The organism is Pseudemcibacter sp. (genome assembly GCF_965661635.1).
Classification (GTDB): domain Bacteria; phylum Pseudomonadota; class Alphaproteobacteria; order Sphingomonadales; family Emcibacteraceae; genus Pseudemcibacter.
Map to the genome: position 1 here is coordinate 1 of NZ_CBFIEP010000069.1, position 16,139 is coordinate 16,139.

Annotated in this window: 13 protein-coding genes; 3 read left to right on the plus strand and 10 right to left on the minus strand. The window is 38.4% G+C overall.

All coding sequences use genetic code 11. The annotated features are described in order from the left end of the window. Window positions 1-235: 235 nt before the first annotated feature. Window positions 236-472: a hypothetical protein gene (locus ACTF6W_RS05070; protein ID WP_438993462.1), complete on the minus strand. Its 237-nt coding sequence runs from the start codon at window positions 470-472 to the stop codon at window positions 236-238. Window positions 473-783: 311 nt separating this feature from the next. Here ACTF6W_RS05070 and ACTF6W_RS05075 point away from each other — a divergent pair, with 311 nt between their 5' ends. Continuing rightward, the gene (locus ACTF6W_RS05075; protein WP_438993463.1) at window positions 784-1,917 is read left to right on the plus strand and encodes an aldose epimerase family protein; all 1,134 of its coding nucleotides are present in this window, start codon (window positions 784-786) and stop codon (window positions 1,915-1,917) included. Window positions 1,918-1,929: 12 nt separating this feature from the next. On the opposite strand, the gene ACTF6W_RS05080 is transcribed toward ACTF6W_RS05075, so the two are convergent. The 9 genes from ACTF6W_RS05080 to ACTF6W_RS05120 all read right to left on the minus strand — a co-directional run bounded on the left by ACTF6W_RS05080 (window position 1,930) and on the right by ACTF6W_RS05120 (window position 12,920). Next, a complete protein-coding gene (locus tag ACTF6W_RS05080) occupies window positions 1,930-3,321 on the minus strand; it encodes a hypothetical protein (protein ID WP_438993464.1) in 1,392 nt (463 codons plus the stop codon). Next, on the minus strand, window positions 3,318-4,217 hold the full coding sequence (locus tag ACTF6W_RS05085) for an SMP-30/gluconolactonase/LRE family protein (RefSeq protein ID WP_438993465.1): 900 nt from the start codon (window positions 4,215-4,217) through the stop codon (window positions 3,318-3,320). The genes ACTF6W_RS05080 and ACTF6W_RS05085 overlap by 4 nt, the downstream gene beginning before the upstream one ends. 10 nt (window positions 4,218-4,227) lie before the next feature. Beyond that, entirely contained in the window at window positions 4,228-5,790 is a 1,563-nt protein-coding gene (locus ACTF6W_RS05090; RefSeq protein WP_438993466.1) for a sodium/sugar symporter, read from the minus strand. A gap of 54 nt (window positions 5,791-5,844) precedes the next feature. After that, window positions 5,845-6,618 carry an SDR family NAD(P)-dependent oxidoreductase gene (locus ACTF6W_RS05095; RefSeq protein ID WP_438993467.1) on the minus strand — a complete coding sequence of 258 codons (774 nt, stop codon included), beginning with the start codon at window positions 6,616-6,618 and terminating at the stop codon, window positions 5,845-5,847. Further along, window positions 6,618-8,351, minus strand: coding sequence for an IlvD/Edd family dehydratase (locus tag ACTF6W_RS05100; protein ID WP_438993468.1), 1,734 nt, complete (start codon window positions 8,349-8,351; stop codon window positions 6,618-6,620). Before ACTF6W_RS05100 ends, ACTF6W_RS05095 begins: the two co-directional genes overlap by 1 nt. A 103-nt stretch (window positions 8,352-8,454) precedes the next feature. After that, window positions 8,455-9,147, minus strand: a complete 693-nt coding sequence (locus ACTF6W_RS05105) for a FadR/GntR family transcriptional regulator (RefSeq protein WP_438993469.1) — start codon at window positions 9,145-9,147, stop codon at window positions 8,455-8,457. A 111-nt stretch (window positions 9,148-9,258) separates the two neighbouring features. Beyond that, a complete protein-coding gene (locus ACTF6W_RS05110) occupies window positions 9,259-10,632 on the minus strand; it encodes an ATP-binding protein (protein ID WP_438993470.1) in 1,374 nt (457 codons plus the stop codon). Further along, window positions 10,629-11,309 (minus strand): response regulator transcription factor, encoded by a 681-nt coding sequence (locus ACTF6W_RS05115; RefSeq protein WP_438993471.1) that lies wholly within the window; start codon window positions 11,307-11,309, stop codon window positions 10,629-10,631. The genes ACTF6W_RS05110 and ACTF6W_RS05115 overlap by 4 nt, the downstream gene beginning before the upstream one ends. Before the next feature lie 147 nt (window positions 11,310-11,456). Continuing rightward, window positions 11,457-12,920: a Do family serine endopeptidase gene (locus tag ACTF6W_RS05120; RefSeq protein WP_438993472.1), complete on the minus strand. Its 1,464-nt coding sequence runs from the start codon at window positions 12,918-12,920 to the stop codon at window positions 11,457-11,459. Between the two features lie 190 nt (window positions 12,921-13,110). On the opposite strand from ACTF6W_RS05120, the gene ACTF6W_RS05125 reads away from it, so the two are divergent. Both ACTF6W_RS05125 and ACTF6W_RS05130 read left to right on the plus strand, forming a co-directional pair. Further along, on the plus strand, window positions 13,111-14,754 hold the full coding sequence (locus ACTF6W_RS05125; protein ID WP_438993473.1) for a transporter substrate-binding domain-containing protein: 1,644 nt from the start codon (window positions 13,111-13,113) through the stop codon (window positions 14,752-14,754). Window positions 14,755-14,769: 15 nt separating this feature from the next. Continuing rightward, the coding region (locus ACTF6W_RS05130) for a transporter substrate-binding domain-containing protein (RefSeq protein ID WP_438993474.1) at window positions 14,770-16,139 on the plus strand (1,370 nt) is incomplete at its 3' end.

Sequence of the window (16,139 nt, forward strand, 5' to 3'; positions counted from 1 at the left end):
CTAGTTGAATGTAGGGGTTTTATCGCCTATTTTATAGGCTAATAGGTCTTTCAAGGCAATATCTATTAATGGTATCAATACAACCTCAAACTCCGCCAAGAATTCACGAAAGCCAACTCCGGCACCAATATGCCATAAAAATGCATACATATAAATAATTAGCCCCGTTTGACGGTCAAATGTTGTCTTACTTCAGTAATTTATTAAAGTAAAGTGTGATGAGAATAAATGCATGCTATGCAATAAGTCCATCAAATCCGTAAAGGTAGAAGTTATTAGAAGAACTCGTTCCAATGCTATCATTCCAAGTTGGTTGCCATGTTATAAAATCAATTGTTCCATCTTTATCATAATCACCCCAAGCTATAGGCTGACCTATAATGTCGGAACTAGCGAGATTAAATTCTACAAAATTTCCAGAACCATCGTTTACAAAGACAATAGGTAACTGATTTTTAACGCTAGTACCCACTAGATCATCATCTCCATCATCGACGATGTCTATTAGTTCCCAAAAGTTTGTCCATTCTAGCCTAGAACCGAACGTGTCTTCAAATTCTATTGGATTGAAAAGTTTTTCGATAGTTACGTCTACAAATACGTTTTGCTTGTACGTCATCAGGGAAAGTTGGTCTGACGGGATACAGACGATACAAGGCCCTGCCCACCTTTGGCAGAGATCGTGAGTTCGAACCTCGAAGGGTGTCCCAAATATTTGCAAATATATTCATCTAGTTCTAGAGTTCAGATAATATCTAACCAAATATCACTAAGGGAATAAAAATGACAGGTCGTTTGTTTTTACTTACAGTGCAATTTGCAATGATACTTTCTGGATGTGAAATGGATTTAAGTAAAGAGAATAGGCTATCGACGTCAAAATTTGGTGAAATGCCGGATGGGCGTGATATCACCAAATACACAATTACCAATAAATCAGGTTCAAGCATCGAAGTCATTAACCTAGGTGGTATTATTGTATCAATAAATTTGCCTGACCTTAAGGGCAATATGGGGGATATTGTGTTAGGTTACGATAACGTGACACAATATTTGCAGGAAAGTCCTTATATGGGCGCTATTGTCGGCCGTTATGCAAACCGAATTGCAAATGGAAAATTTTCCATTGATAATGAGGAATACACCTTAGCGCAAAATAACGCCCCAAATGCCCTTCATGGTGGATTAGAAGGATTTGATAAGAAAGTATGGTCTGCCAGCCCGTTTGAAACAAATGAAAATGCGGGTGTTATATTATCATTAATCAGCGAAGATGGTGACCAAGAGTATCCCGGTTCTTTAAAAGTAGAAGTGACCTATACATTTGATGATCAAAATCAACTTACCGTCGATTATAAAGCGACTACCGATAAATCAACCGTGATTAATATTTCACAACATTCCTATTTTAATTTAAATGGTCATAATTCAGGTCAAATCGGCGATCATGAAATGATGATTAATGCCAACCACTATACCCCCATTAACGATACGCTCATTCCAACTGGTGAAATTGCCAGGGTTGAAAATACACCTATGGATTTCCGAAAAGCAAAGCCAATTAACGAAGACATAAATACGGATTTTAAACAATTGGAATATGGTCTTGGGTATGATCATAATTGGGTTTTAAATCAAGATGAATTTTCACAAGCTGCAAAGGTTTATGCGCCAAAAAGCGGTAGAATAATGGAAATATATACGGATCAGCCAGGTATTCAATTTTACTCAGGAAATTTTATCGATGGAATGAGTTATGGGAAAGATAACTTCGCATACCCCAAGCGCGGCGGGTTTTGTCTTGAAACACAGCATTTCCCGGATAGCCCAAACCATAAAAATTTTTCGTCAACGCTTTTAATTCCAAGCGAAACATTCGAAAGCAAAACAGTTTTCAAATTTTCAGTAAGACAATAATAAGATATTTTTCTATTTCAATGTAATTAATTTATTTGGGTTTAAGAACCATGGCGTTACAAAGGCCGGCATATTTGAAAGTGGTAATATCTCTTCTGGAAGATCAATTCCCAAAGTATTAATCATAAAATCCCGCCTCTTTTGACATCTTTCATAACAATCAGGGTGTTTTGATTTTAACTGGTTTCGCAAATCTTCATCTGCGATAACAATGCCATCTTCCATGCGCGTTGAGCCATATATCTTTGATGACGGGATGACATCAACCTGAAACATCATCCCTGATCTGATCGGAATATCTGATCCTTTATATATTGGTGAACTTACCCATTCATCTAAATGAATAAGATGGCCCGCATTAAGAAAAATACCATACTTTTCAAATGGTAAAGTATCATAAATTGCATCATGCAGGACGCTTCCTTTTGTGCCTATTTTCATTTTGCTGAACCAATCCGCCATTGCAACAAAATAAGGTCCCGCGAAGTTATCGATATAATCCTGTGCATTTGATGGTAAATCGTTTACATCTTCCGCTACCCAACCTGCTCGACATGTGTTACTACCCCAAAAACAGACATTAAATGAAAAGACTTCACCTTTTCGAACAGTTCGGCCCTGTGGGCCACATAGGCCCGGTAGATCACCCCCTGAAAAAGTAGGATGACATCCAAGCGGTTCGCCGTCCCATTCGATAAATTTTGCAATTTCATGATCCGTCATACCGTCGCGCATGCCAAATAAAATTCTTTTTGCGGCTTCAGATGCTTTAATATTCGTATGTTCAAATATTGCAATTTCATCCACTGAAACAACACTCCTAAAACCATAAGCAGGATGCATGAATAGATCAGATGCATTTTCAACATTTTCAAACCCTGCGACTGACCGTGCCGCATCCGCAATAAAGCTCGGAATATCTAGTGCTTGCTTTCCTAATGGTTCTTCGTTTTCGCTAAAATATTTCCACCCTACGGCTCCGACGATAGAATTTTCATTCATTTTCTCTGATTTAAAGATCGCGGATAAAGTTCTGCTTTTATCGCGTCCTTGATCAAGTAGTGAAAACGGTTGATATAATTCACTGCGAATATCGCCATTTCGATAAAGCGGGCTATGATCAAGGTACCCCTCACATTCATTTCCAACGACAATGAGTGGTTTTTCATCACGCCTAACAATCAATAAAATTTCTTCAAAACGAGGATCAATATTTGTCGCCCATGTTAAATTGGCGAAATGCTCCCTGTCCCCATAGATAAGCAAATGAGAATAGTCACGATCAGCCATCGCGTCCTGCATCATTACTATGCGATCCCGGAATTCGTCTAACGAGATCGCAGCAGGCTTTTCACCAATTCCAAACTCTGGCCATTCAATTTCTCTGACAGTTGCCTTATTCATTTTACGTTCCTCATTTTGATAATATTTTCAGGAATACCTTTTGTATCCGTTTTATAAATTAGTAAATCACCTGCAAATTCTTCATTTGCTAACTGGTTATCATCCAGCCCATCTTTTGCCGTCGTTACAAACAACCATGATAAATCAGGCCCACCAAAAGCAACACATGTAGGCTGAGAGACCGGCACCTTAAGAATATAATCAATTTCGCCGTTGGGTGCATATCTAACAACCCTACTGCCACCCCACTGGGCATTCCAAAGATAGCCCTCTTGGTCAATTATTGAGCCATCTGGAAAAATATCTTCATTTGTTATCGCGAAGGTATTATCATTCGTTGGTATTCCTAATGCGGCATCAAAGTCATAAACATCAATTCTATTATTCGTGCTATCGGCAAAATACATTTTTTTGCTATCAGGGCTCCAACATAATGAATTGGAAATGAGAATATCTTCTAAGAGTGGAACGGCTAATTTCTTCTCAGCCAAATCCAAACGATATAAGCGGCCACGCGCATCTCCACCATTATTATCTTCGACCATAGTCCCCGACCAGAACCTGCCCTGCCGATCAACCCGACCATCATTAAAACGAATTTGATTATGATGCTCTAGCGGTTTAGATAACCATTTTAAGATATTTTTTTCAGGATTATACTTTGCAAAGCCATTTTCAAAAGCCGCGATGAACCACTTTTCATCATCCGTAAACCCAAATGAACACAGTCTTTCAGGAGTATCATAATGTCCTAACTTTTTTGAAGATGGGTTATAGTGATAAAGGCGGCTTTCCTGAATATCCGTCCACCAGATGGTCTCCGTTCGGTGGTCCCAAATCACACCTTCCCCAAGCGTGTTACCAACCTTAATTCTATCAAATAATTCTAAATTCATAATCTGACTATTACCACCAGGTCGCATATAAAGCGATTAAGATACATATAACCATCAGGGATTGAATATTGAAACTACGGCTTGTTGAAAAATCCATTTGTCTAATATCAACGGCTTGTGGGTGATCTTCTTGCTTGCCCATTAATGAAACGATAATTGCAAGCGCTAAACAAATTAAAAATACAATTCCAACCCTGTCCATAAACGGAAGATCAGGAAGCATATAATAAAATCCACAAGAAAGAATGAATGAACCAACCGCTGCGGCAATTGCGCCATTGGCTGTCGCTTTTTTCCAAAAGAGACCTAGCATAAAAATAACAACGATACCTGGTGTAAAAAATCCTGTGAAATCTTGAATGAATTTAAAACCCTGATCAAAGCTTTCAAGAAGCGGTCTTGCAAAGATCATCGCAATTAAAAGTGACGTAAAACTAACAATTCGACCTATGAAAACATAATGTGATTGTTTTTTTTCGGGCCTATAGTAACTATAAATATCCATCGTGAATATCGTTGAAATACTATTGATCATCGACGCTAATGATGACACAATCGCAGCAACCAACGCCGCAAATATTAATCCCTTAAGTCCAACAGGCATTAAATTCATCATGGTTGGATAAGCTTGGTCAGGGCGATCAAGATCAGGCGCTAAAGTAACCGCGGCAATTCCTGGCAAGACGACGATAATTGGCATCAATAATTTCAAGAAAGCAGCAAAGGTCATTCCTTTTTGTGCTTCGTTTATGCTTTCAGCAGCAAGAGCACGCTGAATGATATATTGGTTAAAGCCCCAATAAGAAAAATTCATGACCCACATACCACCAACAAGCACTGAAATGCCCGGAAGATCATTATAATAAGGATTATCTTTGCTTAAGATCATATCGAATTTTTCTGGGAACTGCTCCATCAGTATGTTTGCACCATTAAGAACACCCGAACCCTCACTTATAAGATTAAGCGTTACGTAAGATAGAAATAACCCACCAAAAACAAGCAGAACGACTTGAATAATATCGGTGAATGCAACGGCCTTTAATCCGCCATAAAGAGAATATGAAAGAGCAAAAACGGCAAGAAATATCATGCCATATACCATTTCAAATCCTGTAATAGTGTAAATGGCCAATGCCCCTAACCAAAGGATCGACGTTAAGTTAACAAAGATATATAATGCCATCCAAAATGTGGCCATAATCATTCGAACACTATGATTATATCGTTGTTCAAGATACTGAGGCATTGTGTAAATTTTTTGTTTCAAGAAAACTGGGAGCATATATTTGCCGACAACAAGCAAGCCAATCGCCCCCATCCATTCATAAGACGCTATCCCTAAACCAATCGCATAACCTGAACCAGACATTCCTATAATTTGCTCCGCAGAAATATTGGCTGCGATTAAAGATGCACCAATAGCCCACCACGGCAATGATTTACTAGCGAGGAAATAATCTTCCGTATTTTTTTCACGACCGTCTTTTTCACGGGAAACCCAAATCGCCAATGAGATTAGACCGATGACATAGGCAGAAAAGACAATAATGTCTAAATTTTCTAGTCTCATATATGGTCCTCATCTTTATTCAGGTTAATCGAAATATTAAAAGTATTATTCTTACTAGGTGCGCCCCGCATCAATAACAAAACTTTGCCCAGTTATCATTTTACTATCGGAACTGGCTAAAAATATCGCTAATTTTGCAACATCTATGGGCATGATACGGTCCTTTAAAGCGACCAATTTCTTCCATTCTTCTTCCGCTTCGGGGGTTAGCCACTTTTCGATTTGCCGGTCGGTAATAACCCACCCCGGCAAAATAGCATTTACCCTAATATTATTGTCACCATAATCTTTTGACAAAGCTTTCGTCATGCCAACCAAACCCGCCTTTGCCGTAACATAAGCAGGCATATTTGCAGGACCCAAAAGGGCGTTTATGGAACTAAAATTAATAATTGATCCTTGATGATTTAACTTCATACTTTCATAAACTGCTTTTGAAGCAAAGAAAGCCGGATCAAGGTTCACTGCCAGAGAGGCGCGCCATTTTTCTTCATTCATTTCCTCTGGCGTATGTCGTTCATCATTGGCAACATTGTTAATAAGCGCATATATTGGACCAAATTCTTTGATGGCGTCAGCGATTGCGTTTTCCAATGTATTCACATTGGTAACATCAACTTTTTTAAACCATGGTTTGTGAAATTGATCATTCATCAAATCATCGCATAATTGACGCGCATTTATTTCATCATAATCGATAAATGCAACCCTCGCTCCTTGCGCGGCAAAGGCGCGAACCATTTCAGCGCCAATTCCAGTGGCACCACCAGTAATGAAAACATGTTGATCTTTTAAATCATGATAGATTGTTGTTTTATTGCTATTCATCAGTGAGATTCCCGCTTTACTTCGGAACTGCTTTTACCAACTAGAAAATCAAGGTCTGCGCCTTCATCTGCCTGCAAAACATGATCAATATATAATTTATAATAACCCCTGCCATATTTAGGTGCAGTTTCTGGGCCCTGCCAATTTGCTGCTCTTCTTTCGAATTCCTCTTCTGAAATTAATAAATCCAATGATCTTGCTGGGCCATCAAAACGGATGACATCACCATCTTCAACGAATGCTAATGGACCTGCGCTTTCCGCCTCAGGACTAACATGCAGTATAACTGTACCAAATGCCGTGCCACTCATTCTCGCATCGGAAATGCGCACCATATCTCGCACCCCTTTTTCCAGTAATTTTTGAGGAATTGGCATATTCCCAACTTCTGGCATTCCGGGATATCCTTTTGGTCCACATCCTTTAAGAACCAATATAGAATTCTGATCTACATCCAGTTCGGGGCTATCGAGCCGCGCTTTTAAATCTTCTATATTTTGAAAAACAACCGCTTTTGCCTCGTGAACCAATAATTCTTCCGTTGCTGCACTGGGTTTAATAATCGCTCCTCTTGGGGCTAAATTTCCTTTTAAAACCCAAATTCCAGCATTTTTCTTTACTGGCTTTTCTAGCGAACCCAGAACATCATCATTATAAACTTCTGACATATCCGCTATTTCACCGATTGTTTTTCCGGAAACTGTTTCAATATCGCTATTTAATAAATGACCGAGTGATTTTAAAATGGCCGGAACGCCACCGGCATAATGAAAATCTTCCATCAAATATTTACCAGACGGCTGAATATCAACCAAGAGTGGAATGTCTTTCGTGAGTATATCAAAATCATCTAAATTTAGATTGACCCCCATCCTTCCCGCAATTGCCTGAAGATGTATTACGGCATTTGTTGATCCCCCAATTGCCGCTAGCACGCGAATACCATTTTCCATCGCCTCTCTTGTTAAATAAGAGGAAAGCTTTTGGTCTTCTTTAACAAGTTCTACAATTCGATTTCCTGTTAAGTGAGACATGGTTTTTCGGCGCGCATCAACTCCCGGCGCCGTACCATTAAATGGCATTGATAAACCCATCGCTTCAACCACACATGCAAATGTTGATGCGCTGCCCATTGTCATACATGTTCCTGTTGAGCGAGACATTCCTGCTTCCGCATTCATAAATTCTTCCATTGACATTTTACCTGCACGCACATCTTCGCTGAATTTCCAAACGTCAGTACCTGAGCCAATATCTGCGCCACAATGTTTTCCATTAAGCATCGGACCCGATGAAATTATCATTGTCGGTAAATCTACACTGGCGGCCCCCATTAACTGTGCTGGTGTGGTCTTATCACAGCCCCCAAGCAGCACGACACCATCTATAGGATTACCTCTAATGCTTTCTTCTACATCCATTGAAACGAGATTACGAAACAACATCGCCGTCGGACGCATAAGCGCCTCTCCCGTGGACATAACAGGAAATTCAAGTGGCAGTCCGCCAGCCTCCCAAACGCCGCGCTTCACATATTCAGCAATATCTCTAAGGTGAGAATTACAGGGTGTTAGTTCGGACCATGTGTTGCAAATACCAATTACGGGACGACCGTCAAAAACATGATCCGGCAGTCCTTCGCTTTTCATCCAGCTTCTATGGATGAAACCGTCTTTGTCATTTTTACCAAAACTTTCGGTGCTGCGTGCTTTATTTTTTTTATCGTTGGACATCGTTAACCCAAAAATTTTTCATCAAATTTAGCCATTTATATTATTTATATGATAATTAATCAAATAGAATCATATCAAACCCACAAAACTTATTAAAACAGACTTATTTATCTAGTAAAGCCATTACTTCTGATATCAACATAGTAGCTTCTTGTTTTGCAAGTTCAGGCATTTTATTTTTAATAGCGAAATATACTTTTTCATGTGCCTTCACATCTGCGTGGCGAACACCTTTTTGCCTATTCGTATATTTTATACTGGAACGTAATGCCGTTTCAGAAAGGTTTTTCAACTGTTTGAAAAATCTATTGCCACTAGCATCCAATAAAGCCAGATGAAATTCTATATCAGCTTCAAGCGGATCGTCTAAACCGTTCTCAGCAGATTGCATTCGCTCTAAGGCCGTTCCTATTTTTTCAATATCATCGATATTTTGCTTTTGGGCTGCTATCTCAGCTGCTGCAGGCTCCACAGCCAATCTAATTTCAGTAAATTCTCTCAGCAAAGAAAGCGATACAGTCTTTTTCAAAAACCATTCTAAAACCTCTTCATCTAATATGTTCCAATTCTCTTCAGATCGAACTTTAGTGCCTTGACGTGGTCTTGAACTCAGCATTCCCTTAGAAGTTAGCATTTTGACAGCTTCGCGAATAATACTTCTGCTTACATTAAACTGCTCGCAGAGTTCTGCTTCTGTTGGAAAAGCTTTGTTATTATCGTATTCACCCATAACGATTGATTGACCTAGGTCGCTCATAATATTTTGTGTTAAATTTCTGCCGCGTCCTAAATCCATTTATATTTACTCGATTGCCTTCATTATTATTAAGTTATATTCACGAATTTCATGATAATATATATCACACCATAGATTAAGAACTTGCAAGTGTCTTTAAAGAATTACTATTCATGATAGCGGTATGATGATCTCAGCTTTTAGTCCAGGTTTGTTATCAAGAAGGCTAAGTTCAAACTTATGAATTTTTAAGATAACAGATACCAAATAAAGCCCAAGCCCCATTCCACCTTCTTTACGTTCTGGCGAAAGACGTGCAAATCTTTGCAAGGCTTTCTTTCTATCCGCGCTTGGAATACCGGGACCATCATCGGCAATCATAATAGAAATATGATCCTTATTTCTTATCGCGCTTATACTAATGTCCGCGCCCCTTCCGGCATATTTAATCGCATTTTCAATCAAATTTGAAAGAGCCTGCGCCATCAACTGAGCATTCATTTTAACTTTAATGTCTTGATCTATCGAAATTGACGTGGAAATTGTCATTTCACTTTCTTCGACCAAAGGAATATATAATTCTGACACATCATTCAGTAGATCAAATAATCGAACATCTTCCATTTGACTATTCACAATACCCGTTTCAAGCCGAGCAACATTTAGAAGTGCATTTAAATCTTTTAAAATTCTATCCGTTTCAAATATTGCTTTTTCAATATCAATAGCGGTCGATGACTGCTCATCTAGTTTTAGATAACTTTGTTCCAAATGACCGCGAAGACGCGTGAGCGGGCTTCTTAAATCATGTGCCATGCTTTCAGTTGCTACACGAAGCTCATTAATCAAATCATCGACTTTACTAAGCATTTCGTTGAGCGTTTCTGATAACTGATCAAATTCATCATTTTGTTTGGTAACAGGAATACGTTTTGAAATATCACCCCCCATGATGGAACGAGCTGTATTATCAATGGACTTTAATCTCCTTAAAACAAGCCTTGAAAACACGGCGCCCCCAATTGTCGCAAGTATAATCATCAGCACTATTGCGCCAATCATTGCACCTGTAAGCGTGTTTTGAAAATCACGTCTAGCCCGCATATCGCGACCGACTAATATTTTTGCACCCAGACCAAGAGAATAGGCGCGCGCACCAACCAATATAGATTGACTGGTATCCCTACGAATTAAAGTCACTATGGTCCATTCACCATCAGTTGTAATGTCGTTAGGCCATTGTAAAAGGTTTCCAACAATCGGTTGATTATTAGGAGCTGATAATAAATATACCGCGTCCCCATCCGCGTTCTCAATTCTACGCGATAATGCCGCACGAAGTCCGGGAATGCCATTTGCGATATATTCTTCTTCTAGTGCACGAATTTCCGTTTCGACTACCTCGGCAACTTCATTTTCAATCACTTCTACCGTCGAAAAATAAATATAACCAAGTACTGCGCCAATTGTGACCACATTAAACAATAGATAAGTCAGAATATTGCGCGCATATGCACTCTTGGGAAACATTGATAATGAATTCATGAAACGTTACCAATTTTATAACCAGCCCCACGGACAGTTTGAAGAAGCTGCGTTTCAAAGTCATGATCAATTTTTGCCCGAAGTCGACTTATATGTACATCAATCACATTTGTATGAGGATCAAAATGATAATCCCAAACCTGCTCAAGTAACATATTTCTGGTGACAATTCGCCCCTTATGACGCATTAAATATTCGAGAATCTTATACTCCCTCGGTTTTAAATCGATTACCTTATCACCACGTCGTACTTGACGGCTCCTAATATCCAGCTCCAAATCGGCCACTTTCATGACATCCGATGTTGACGTTCCCTCGCCGCCCCGTCTAAGAACGGCTTCTATTCGCGCAAGAAGTTCTGAAAATGCAAATGGTTTGGAAAGATAATCATCGGCACCCGCTTTTAACCCTTCAATTCGGTAATCGAGTTCACCTAATGCAGATAGAAATATAACCGGCGTTTTGACCCCTTCCGATCTTAAGGCCTTAAGAACAGATATACCATCAAGTCTGGGTAACATCCGGTCTAATACGATCGCATCATACTCATTTGAGACGGCATCTGATAAGCCATCAATCCCATTATCTATGATTTCAGCGACATGACCATGCTGCACTAATCCTTTTGCGACATGTGATGAAATCTCATGATCATCTTCAATGATTAAAACGCGCATATTTTTCCTTTGAAACTATAGATAATTTTAACCTTAAACCGCATTATAAGAATATTTTCTCATAAATGAAAAGCCATATTGCCTAGCTTTAAATTAATAATTGAAATTATAAAACAGACAATATGGCTATATCATGGAAGTTAGTAATTACACCCTTTCAAGTGGAACAGCAATGAAACGATTGCCGTTCTTATTCTTCACGCGAAGGAGGACCGCTTCACGTTCTTCTTCTAAGGCTTTGGCAATCACATCACGGATATCATCAAGAGAACTAACCTTAACATTATTAACACTTTCAATTTTATCGCCAATGCGCACATTTTTTCTTGCGGTAACACTTTCTGGGTCAACATCAACGACTTCTAATTTTTCATTAAGGGCAAGCCCTAATTTTGGAAGCTCGTCTCCTCTGCCGCTGAATGATGCTTTCGTGACTTTGGGTTCTTCCATAGTACCGACCTTTAAGTCGATGGTTTTTTCTCGTTCTTCGCTCCAGATGCTAACTTCTACGGTACTATCGGCTTCCGACAGAGCGACACTTTTGGTTAAATCACGCAGATCATCAATGTTTTCACCATTAAAGCTTAAAATCACATCACCTGCGCGAAGCCCTGCTTTTTCCGATGGACCACCTGAAACGACATCTGAAATTAGCGCACCTCGTTTGCTATCAAGTCCTAAGCTATCCGCGATATCATCAGTAACTGGTTGGATGCTTACGCCAATCCAACCACGTTCAACCGTGCCATCTTCGATAAGGTCGGCGACTATATTCTTTGCCATTTCTGCAGGGATCGCAAAACCGATACCGACATTACCACCACCCGGAGAATAAATCGCCGTGTTAACGCCGATAACTTCACCATTTTGATCAAATAAAGGCCCACCCGAATTACCCTTATTAATTGGGGTATCCGTTTGAATAAAATCATCATAAGGACCGGAGCCAATTTCACGACCGCGCGCCGATACAATCCCTGAGGTCACTGAACCATGTAGCCCAAATGGTGATCCCACTGCAAAAACACTGTCACCTACTCGTGTTTGATCAGAATTGCCCCAATCAACGGCGTCAAATGTTTCGTCTTCATCGATCTTAAGCACGGCCAAGTCTGTTTTGGGGTCCGTTCCCAGGACGTTTGCTTTTAATTCACGACCGTCTTTTAATCGAACAGTTACTTCTTCAGCGTCATCAACAACATGGTTATTGGTAATGACAATGCCGTCGGCTTCCACAATAAAACCAGAGCCAATTGACGATGGTTGCGAATATCCCCTACCCGGTGCCCTTTCATTAGAGCCACCGCCGCGTCGAAACTCTTTAAAAAATTCTTCAAACGGGCTTCCAGGCATATTGGGTATGCCTCGAAATTCTTGGTTTATATTAGATTTAACCTTACCTTTCGCAATGACTTGCACAACTGCTGGGCTTACATTTTCAACGAGATCTGCAAGGTTTCTTGTTTCAGAAAACTGATTTATCTGCTTTACTTTCGCAACTTCATTATTGTTCGACGTTGTCGCCTGTGAGGCCATATGACCAATGGCAAAAAGACTGGTACCTATGAGTAAACCTGATACAAATGTTTTTACATATTTAACTTTACGCATTTTTTATCTCCTTAAATGCTTTAATGGATAATTGGAGAATAAATGCGCAACATGAAATTATTCTGTCTTGAACATTAAAAAAATTTAATGTTCACTTTAATTGCCCCTCTACAGAAAACATCTAGGTTAAGAAATATTAAACCTATTTAGCTTAAACTCTGTGCTTATGCAGGATTTATGGTGTAAGTTTATGGAAAATAAAGTAAAAGTTTTAAAGTCTTTTAAAAGCGTAAAACGTTTTTATAAAGTTTCCTCGGCTGCCATAGTCCATTTTTTACTCATTACCTTCTTTTTATCATTTACTGTAAATGCGCAAGATATACTTTCCAATGTTGACCTATCCGCTGAAGAACGCCAATGGATTTCTGAACATCCTATTTTAACAGCAACCAATAATATGGATTTAGTTCCTCTTGATTTTGTAAGAGACAATATACCAAAAGGCTTTGCTATAGATTATTTAAATCTAGCCGCAAAGAATGTCGGTCTTAACATCGAATATAAGAATGGCTTATCTTGGGATGAGCTTGTTAAAAAGGTGCAAAACAAAGAAATCGATATAACCCATAGTTTAATGATTAATGAGGAACGCGAAGAATATCTTAATTTCACTAAGCCGTATCTCGATATTCCAATCGTCAATTTTGGCCGCAAAGGCTCGTCAAGGATTAATAGCATTGCCGATATGGAAAATAAAAGAATTGGCGTTATTCAAGGATGGGCTATCACAGATTATTACCGTGAAAATCATCCCGAATTTGAACTTATCGAATATAGCACCATAAAAGATGCTCTTAATGGTCTCTCTTCAAAAGAAGTAGATGTTGTAACTGGCTCCCTCTTTACGTTGGAATATTTTATATCGCAAAATTTCATGAATGACCTTGAAGTCATTGGTGATGATTATGCCTTTAATTCTAACAACATTGTTGAACATCGCATTGCCACCAGAAAAGATTATCCAATATTGAGAGATATTCTACAAAAAGGCATGGATGCCATTACATTTGAAGAATATAAATTATTAGCAGAACGTTGGGGCACAAAAACAGAAATTGTTCAGAATATTGATTTCACAAAAGAAGAGCTTCAGTGGATTAAAGAAAATCAAACTATACGTATAACGAACAAGACAGAAATGGCGCCCATAGATTTTAACCAAGGCGGTGGCGCAACCGGTCTTTCAATTGATTATATTAATCTTATCGCAGAAAAAATCGGAATTAAAACCGAATATGTAAACGATCCGAATTGGAATAGATTACTTGAATTGGTAAAAAATAAAGAACTTGATATGACACACAGTCTGGTTAAGACAGATGAACGTGAGGAATATCTCAATTTCACGAAACCTTATTTGCATGTTCCATGGGTTTATTTCGGTCGCAAAGGTGATCCAAAAATAAACTCAATAATGGATCTAGAAGGCAAAAAAATCGGCGTTATTGAAGGCTCCCTCCCTTGGAATATTTATAACAGGGATTATGATCATCTTAATATTAAAGGTTATCAATCCGCAGATATTGCCCTTAATGATTTATCATCAGGTGTCATTGATATTTATATCAATTTAGTTGCAACGACGAATTATAAAATTAAACGAAATCTCATTACCAACATTGAAGTCAATGGCAAGGACTTTTATCCAAAAAGTAAAAATCAAGGAGAATTCCGTTTAGCGTTTAATAAAGATCGTGGGATCTTAAAATCTATTTTTGAAAAAGGCATGGATGCTGTTACCGAAGGTGAATTTTCAGCGCTTTCAACTCAATGGTACACCCATATAAATTACAATATAAATATAAACTTAAGCGCAGAAGAGCGTGCATGGTAAAATAGCAATAACGGAATGCGCATTGCTGTTGACGATAATAGCACAGCGCCGTTCGCATTTATAGATGAGAACGTTAGATTATCCGGGGTATCTGGAGATATTATAGCTAGAATTTCAGAAACCTTAGATTTTCAATTCAGTTTTGTAGAAATATCAATTTGGAAAGAAGCTTTCGAGCAAGTGTCCAAAGATGAAAGTCAAATTTTACCTGCTGTGATAGCAACTGAAGCGCGCAAAAAAGATTTTCATTTTACAGCCCCTTACTATTCAGAAACTAATATGATTTTTGCTCTAAAGGAAAATATTAATTTACGAAACATGAGTACCTTAACTGGCTATAAGGTTGCTCAAATCGAAGGTGATGCTAAGGTTCAATTTATCAGAGAAAATTATCCCGGAATTGAAATAATAGAGGTGGAAACGCCCGCAATTGCTCTACAAATGGTGAGTAATAAAGAAGCCGATGCATATATTGGAATTATGTCAAGAACACTCCATTATTTAAATTCTGAAGGAAATACAAATATTGGTGTAGTCGGTGAGACCGAGATTAATACTAAATTATCAATCGGCATAGGGAAAAATCATACTTTACTAGCTAGTATACTTAATAAAGCATTAAAGGCTATTCCAGAAACAGAAAAGCAGCAAATTATTCAAAAATGGATGGCGGTACAAGTCGTTCCAAAAACAGACTATACATTGTTAATGAGAATAGCAGGTATCGTGCTTTTGATACTCGGCGTTATTATATTCTGGAATAATAAATTAATACGTGAAGTCAATCAACGTATTGCAGCAGAAGAATTTCTTAAAATTGAACAAGAAAAAACATTAAAAGCATTAGAAGAAAATAAAATCCAGTTACTTGAACTTCAATTCCAACGTGAAACCATTGAAAAATCAGCCATCGCCCAAGCAGAACTTATGGATGATCTTGCTCTTATGACGGATGAAATGAGATTAAAAAATGATCTGTTAACCGAAATTATGAATAATACAGGTCACGGTATCGTGGTATTTTCACGAGACTTAAAACTTCAAGCGTGGAACGATACTTTTAAAGAAATCATGAATTTAGAAGACCGAGAATATGAAGAAAACATGGATTTAAGAAACTTTTTCGAAGCCAATATGAATGGCGAAGAAACATATGAATTATCCATTGAAGATTATATTAATGAACTAAAAGAGCGCATTCAAAATAGATCTGAGAAAAACGAATATACCTGGGATAGAGAAAAAAAGAATGGCACTATAATCGAAACTATTCAAAGAATTATGGCTGATGGCACAATTATTAATACATATAAAGATATTACCCTAGAAAGAAAAGAAGAACTCAAAATTCAAGAGATGGCATTAACGGATAGTATGACCACCCT

Coding starts and splice junctions, on each gene's coding strand:
- ACTF6W_RS05075 (WP_438993463.1), top strand. CDS start 784: ATGACAGGTCGTTTGTTTTTACTTACAGTGCAATTTGCAATGATACTT.
- ACTF6W_RS05080 (WP_438993464.1), bottom strand. CDS start 3,321: ATGAATAAGGCAACTGTCAGAGAAATTGAATGGCCAGAGTTTGGAATT.
- ACTF6W_RS05085 (WP_438993465.1), bottom strand. CDS start 4,217: ATGAATTTAGAATTATTTGATAGAATTAAGGTTGGTAACACGCTTGGG.
- ACTF6W_RS05090 (WP_438993466.1), bottom strand. CDS start 5,790: ATGAGACTAGAAAATTTAGACATTATTGTCTTTTCTGCCTATGTCATC.
- ACTF6W_RS05095 (WP_438993467.1), bottom strand. CDS start 6,618: ATGAATAGCAATAAAACAACAATCTATCATGATTTAAAAGATCAACAT.
- ACTF6W_RS05100 (WP_438993468.1), bottom strand. CDS start 8,351: ATGTCCAACGATAAAAAAAATAAAGCACGCAGCACCGAAAGTTTTGGT.
- ACTF6W_RS05105 (WP_438993469.1), bottom strand. CDS start 9,147: ATGGATTTAGGACGCGGCAGAAATTTAACACAAAATATTATGAGCGAC.
- ACTF6W_RS05110 (WP_438993470.1), bottom strand. CDS start 10,632: ATGAATTCATTATCAATGTTTCCCAAGAGTGCATATGCGCGCAATATT.
- ACTF6W_RS05115 (WP_438993471.1), bottom strand. CDS start 11,309: ATGCGCGTTTTAATCATTGAAGATGATCATGAGATTTCATCACATGTC.
- ACTF6W_RS05120 (WP_438993472.1), bottom strand. CDS start 12,920: ATGCGTAAAGTTAAATATGTAAAAACATTTGTATCAGGTTTACTCATA.
- ACTF6W_RS05125 (WP_438993473.1), top strand. CDS start 13,111: ATGGAAAATAAAGTAAAAGTTTTAAAGTCTTTTAAAAGCGTAAAACGT.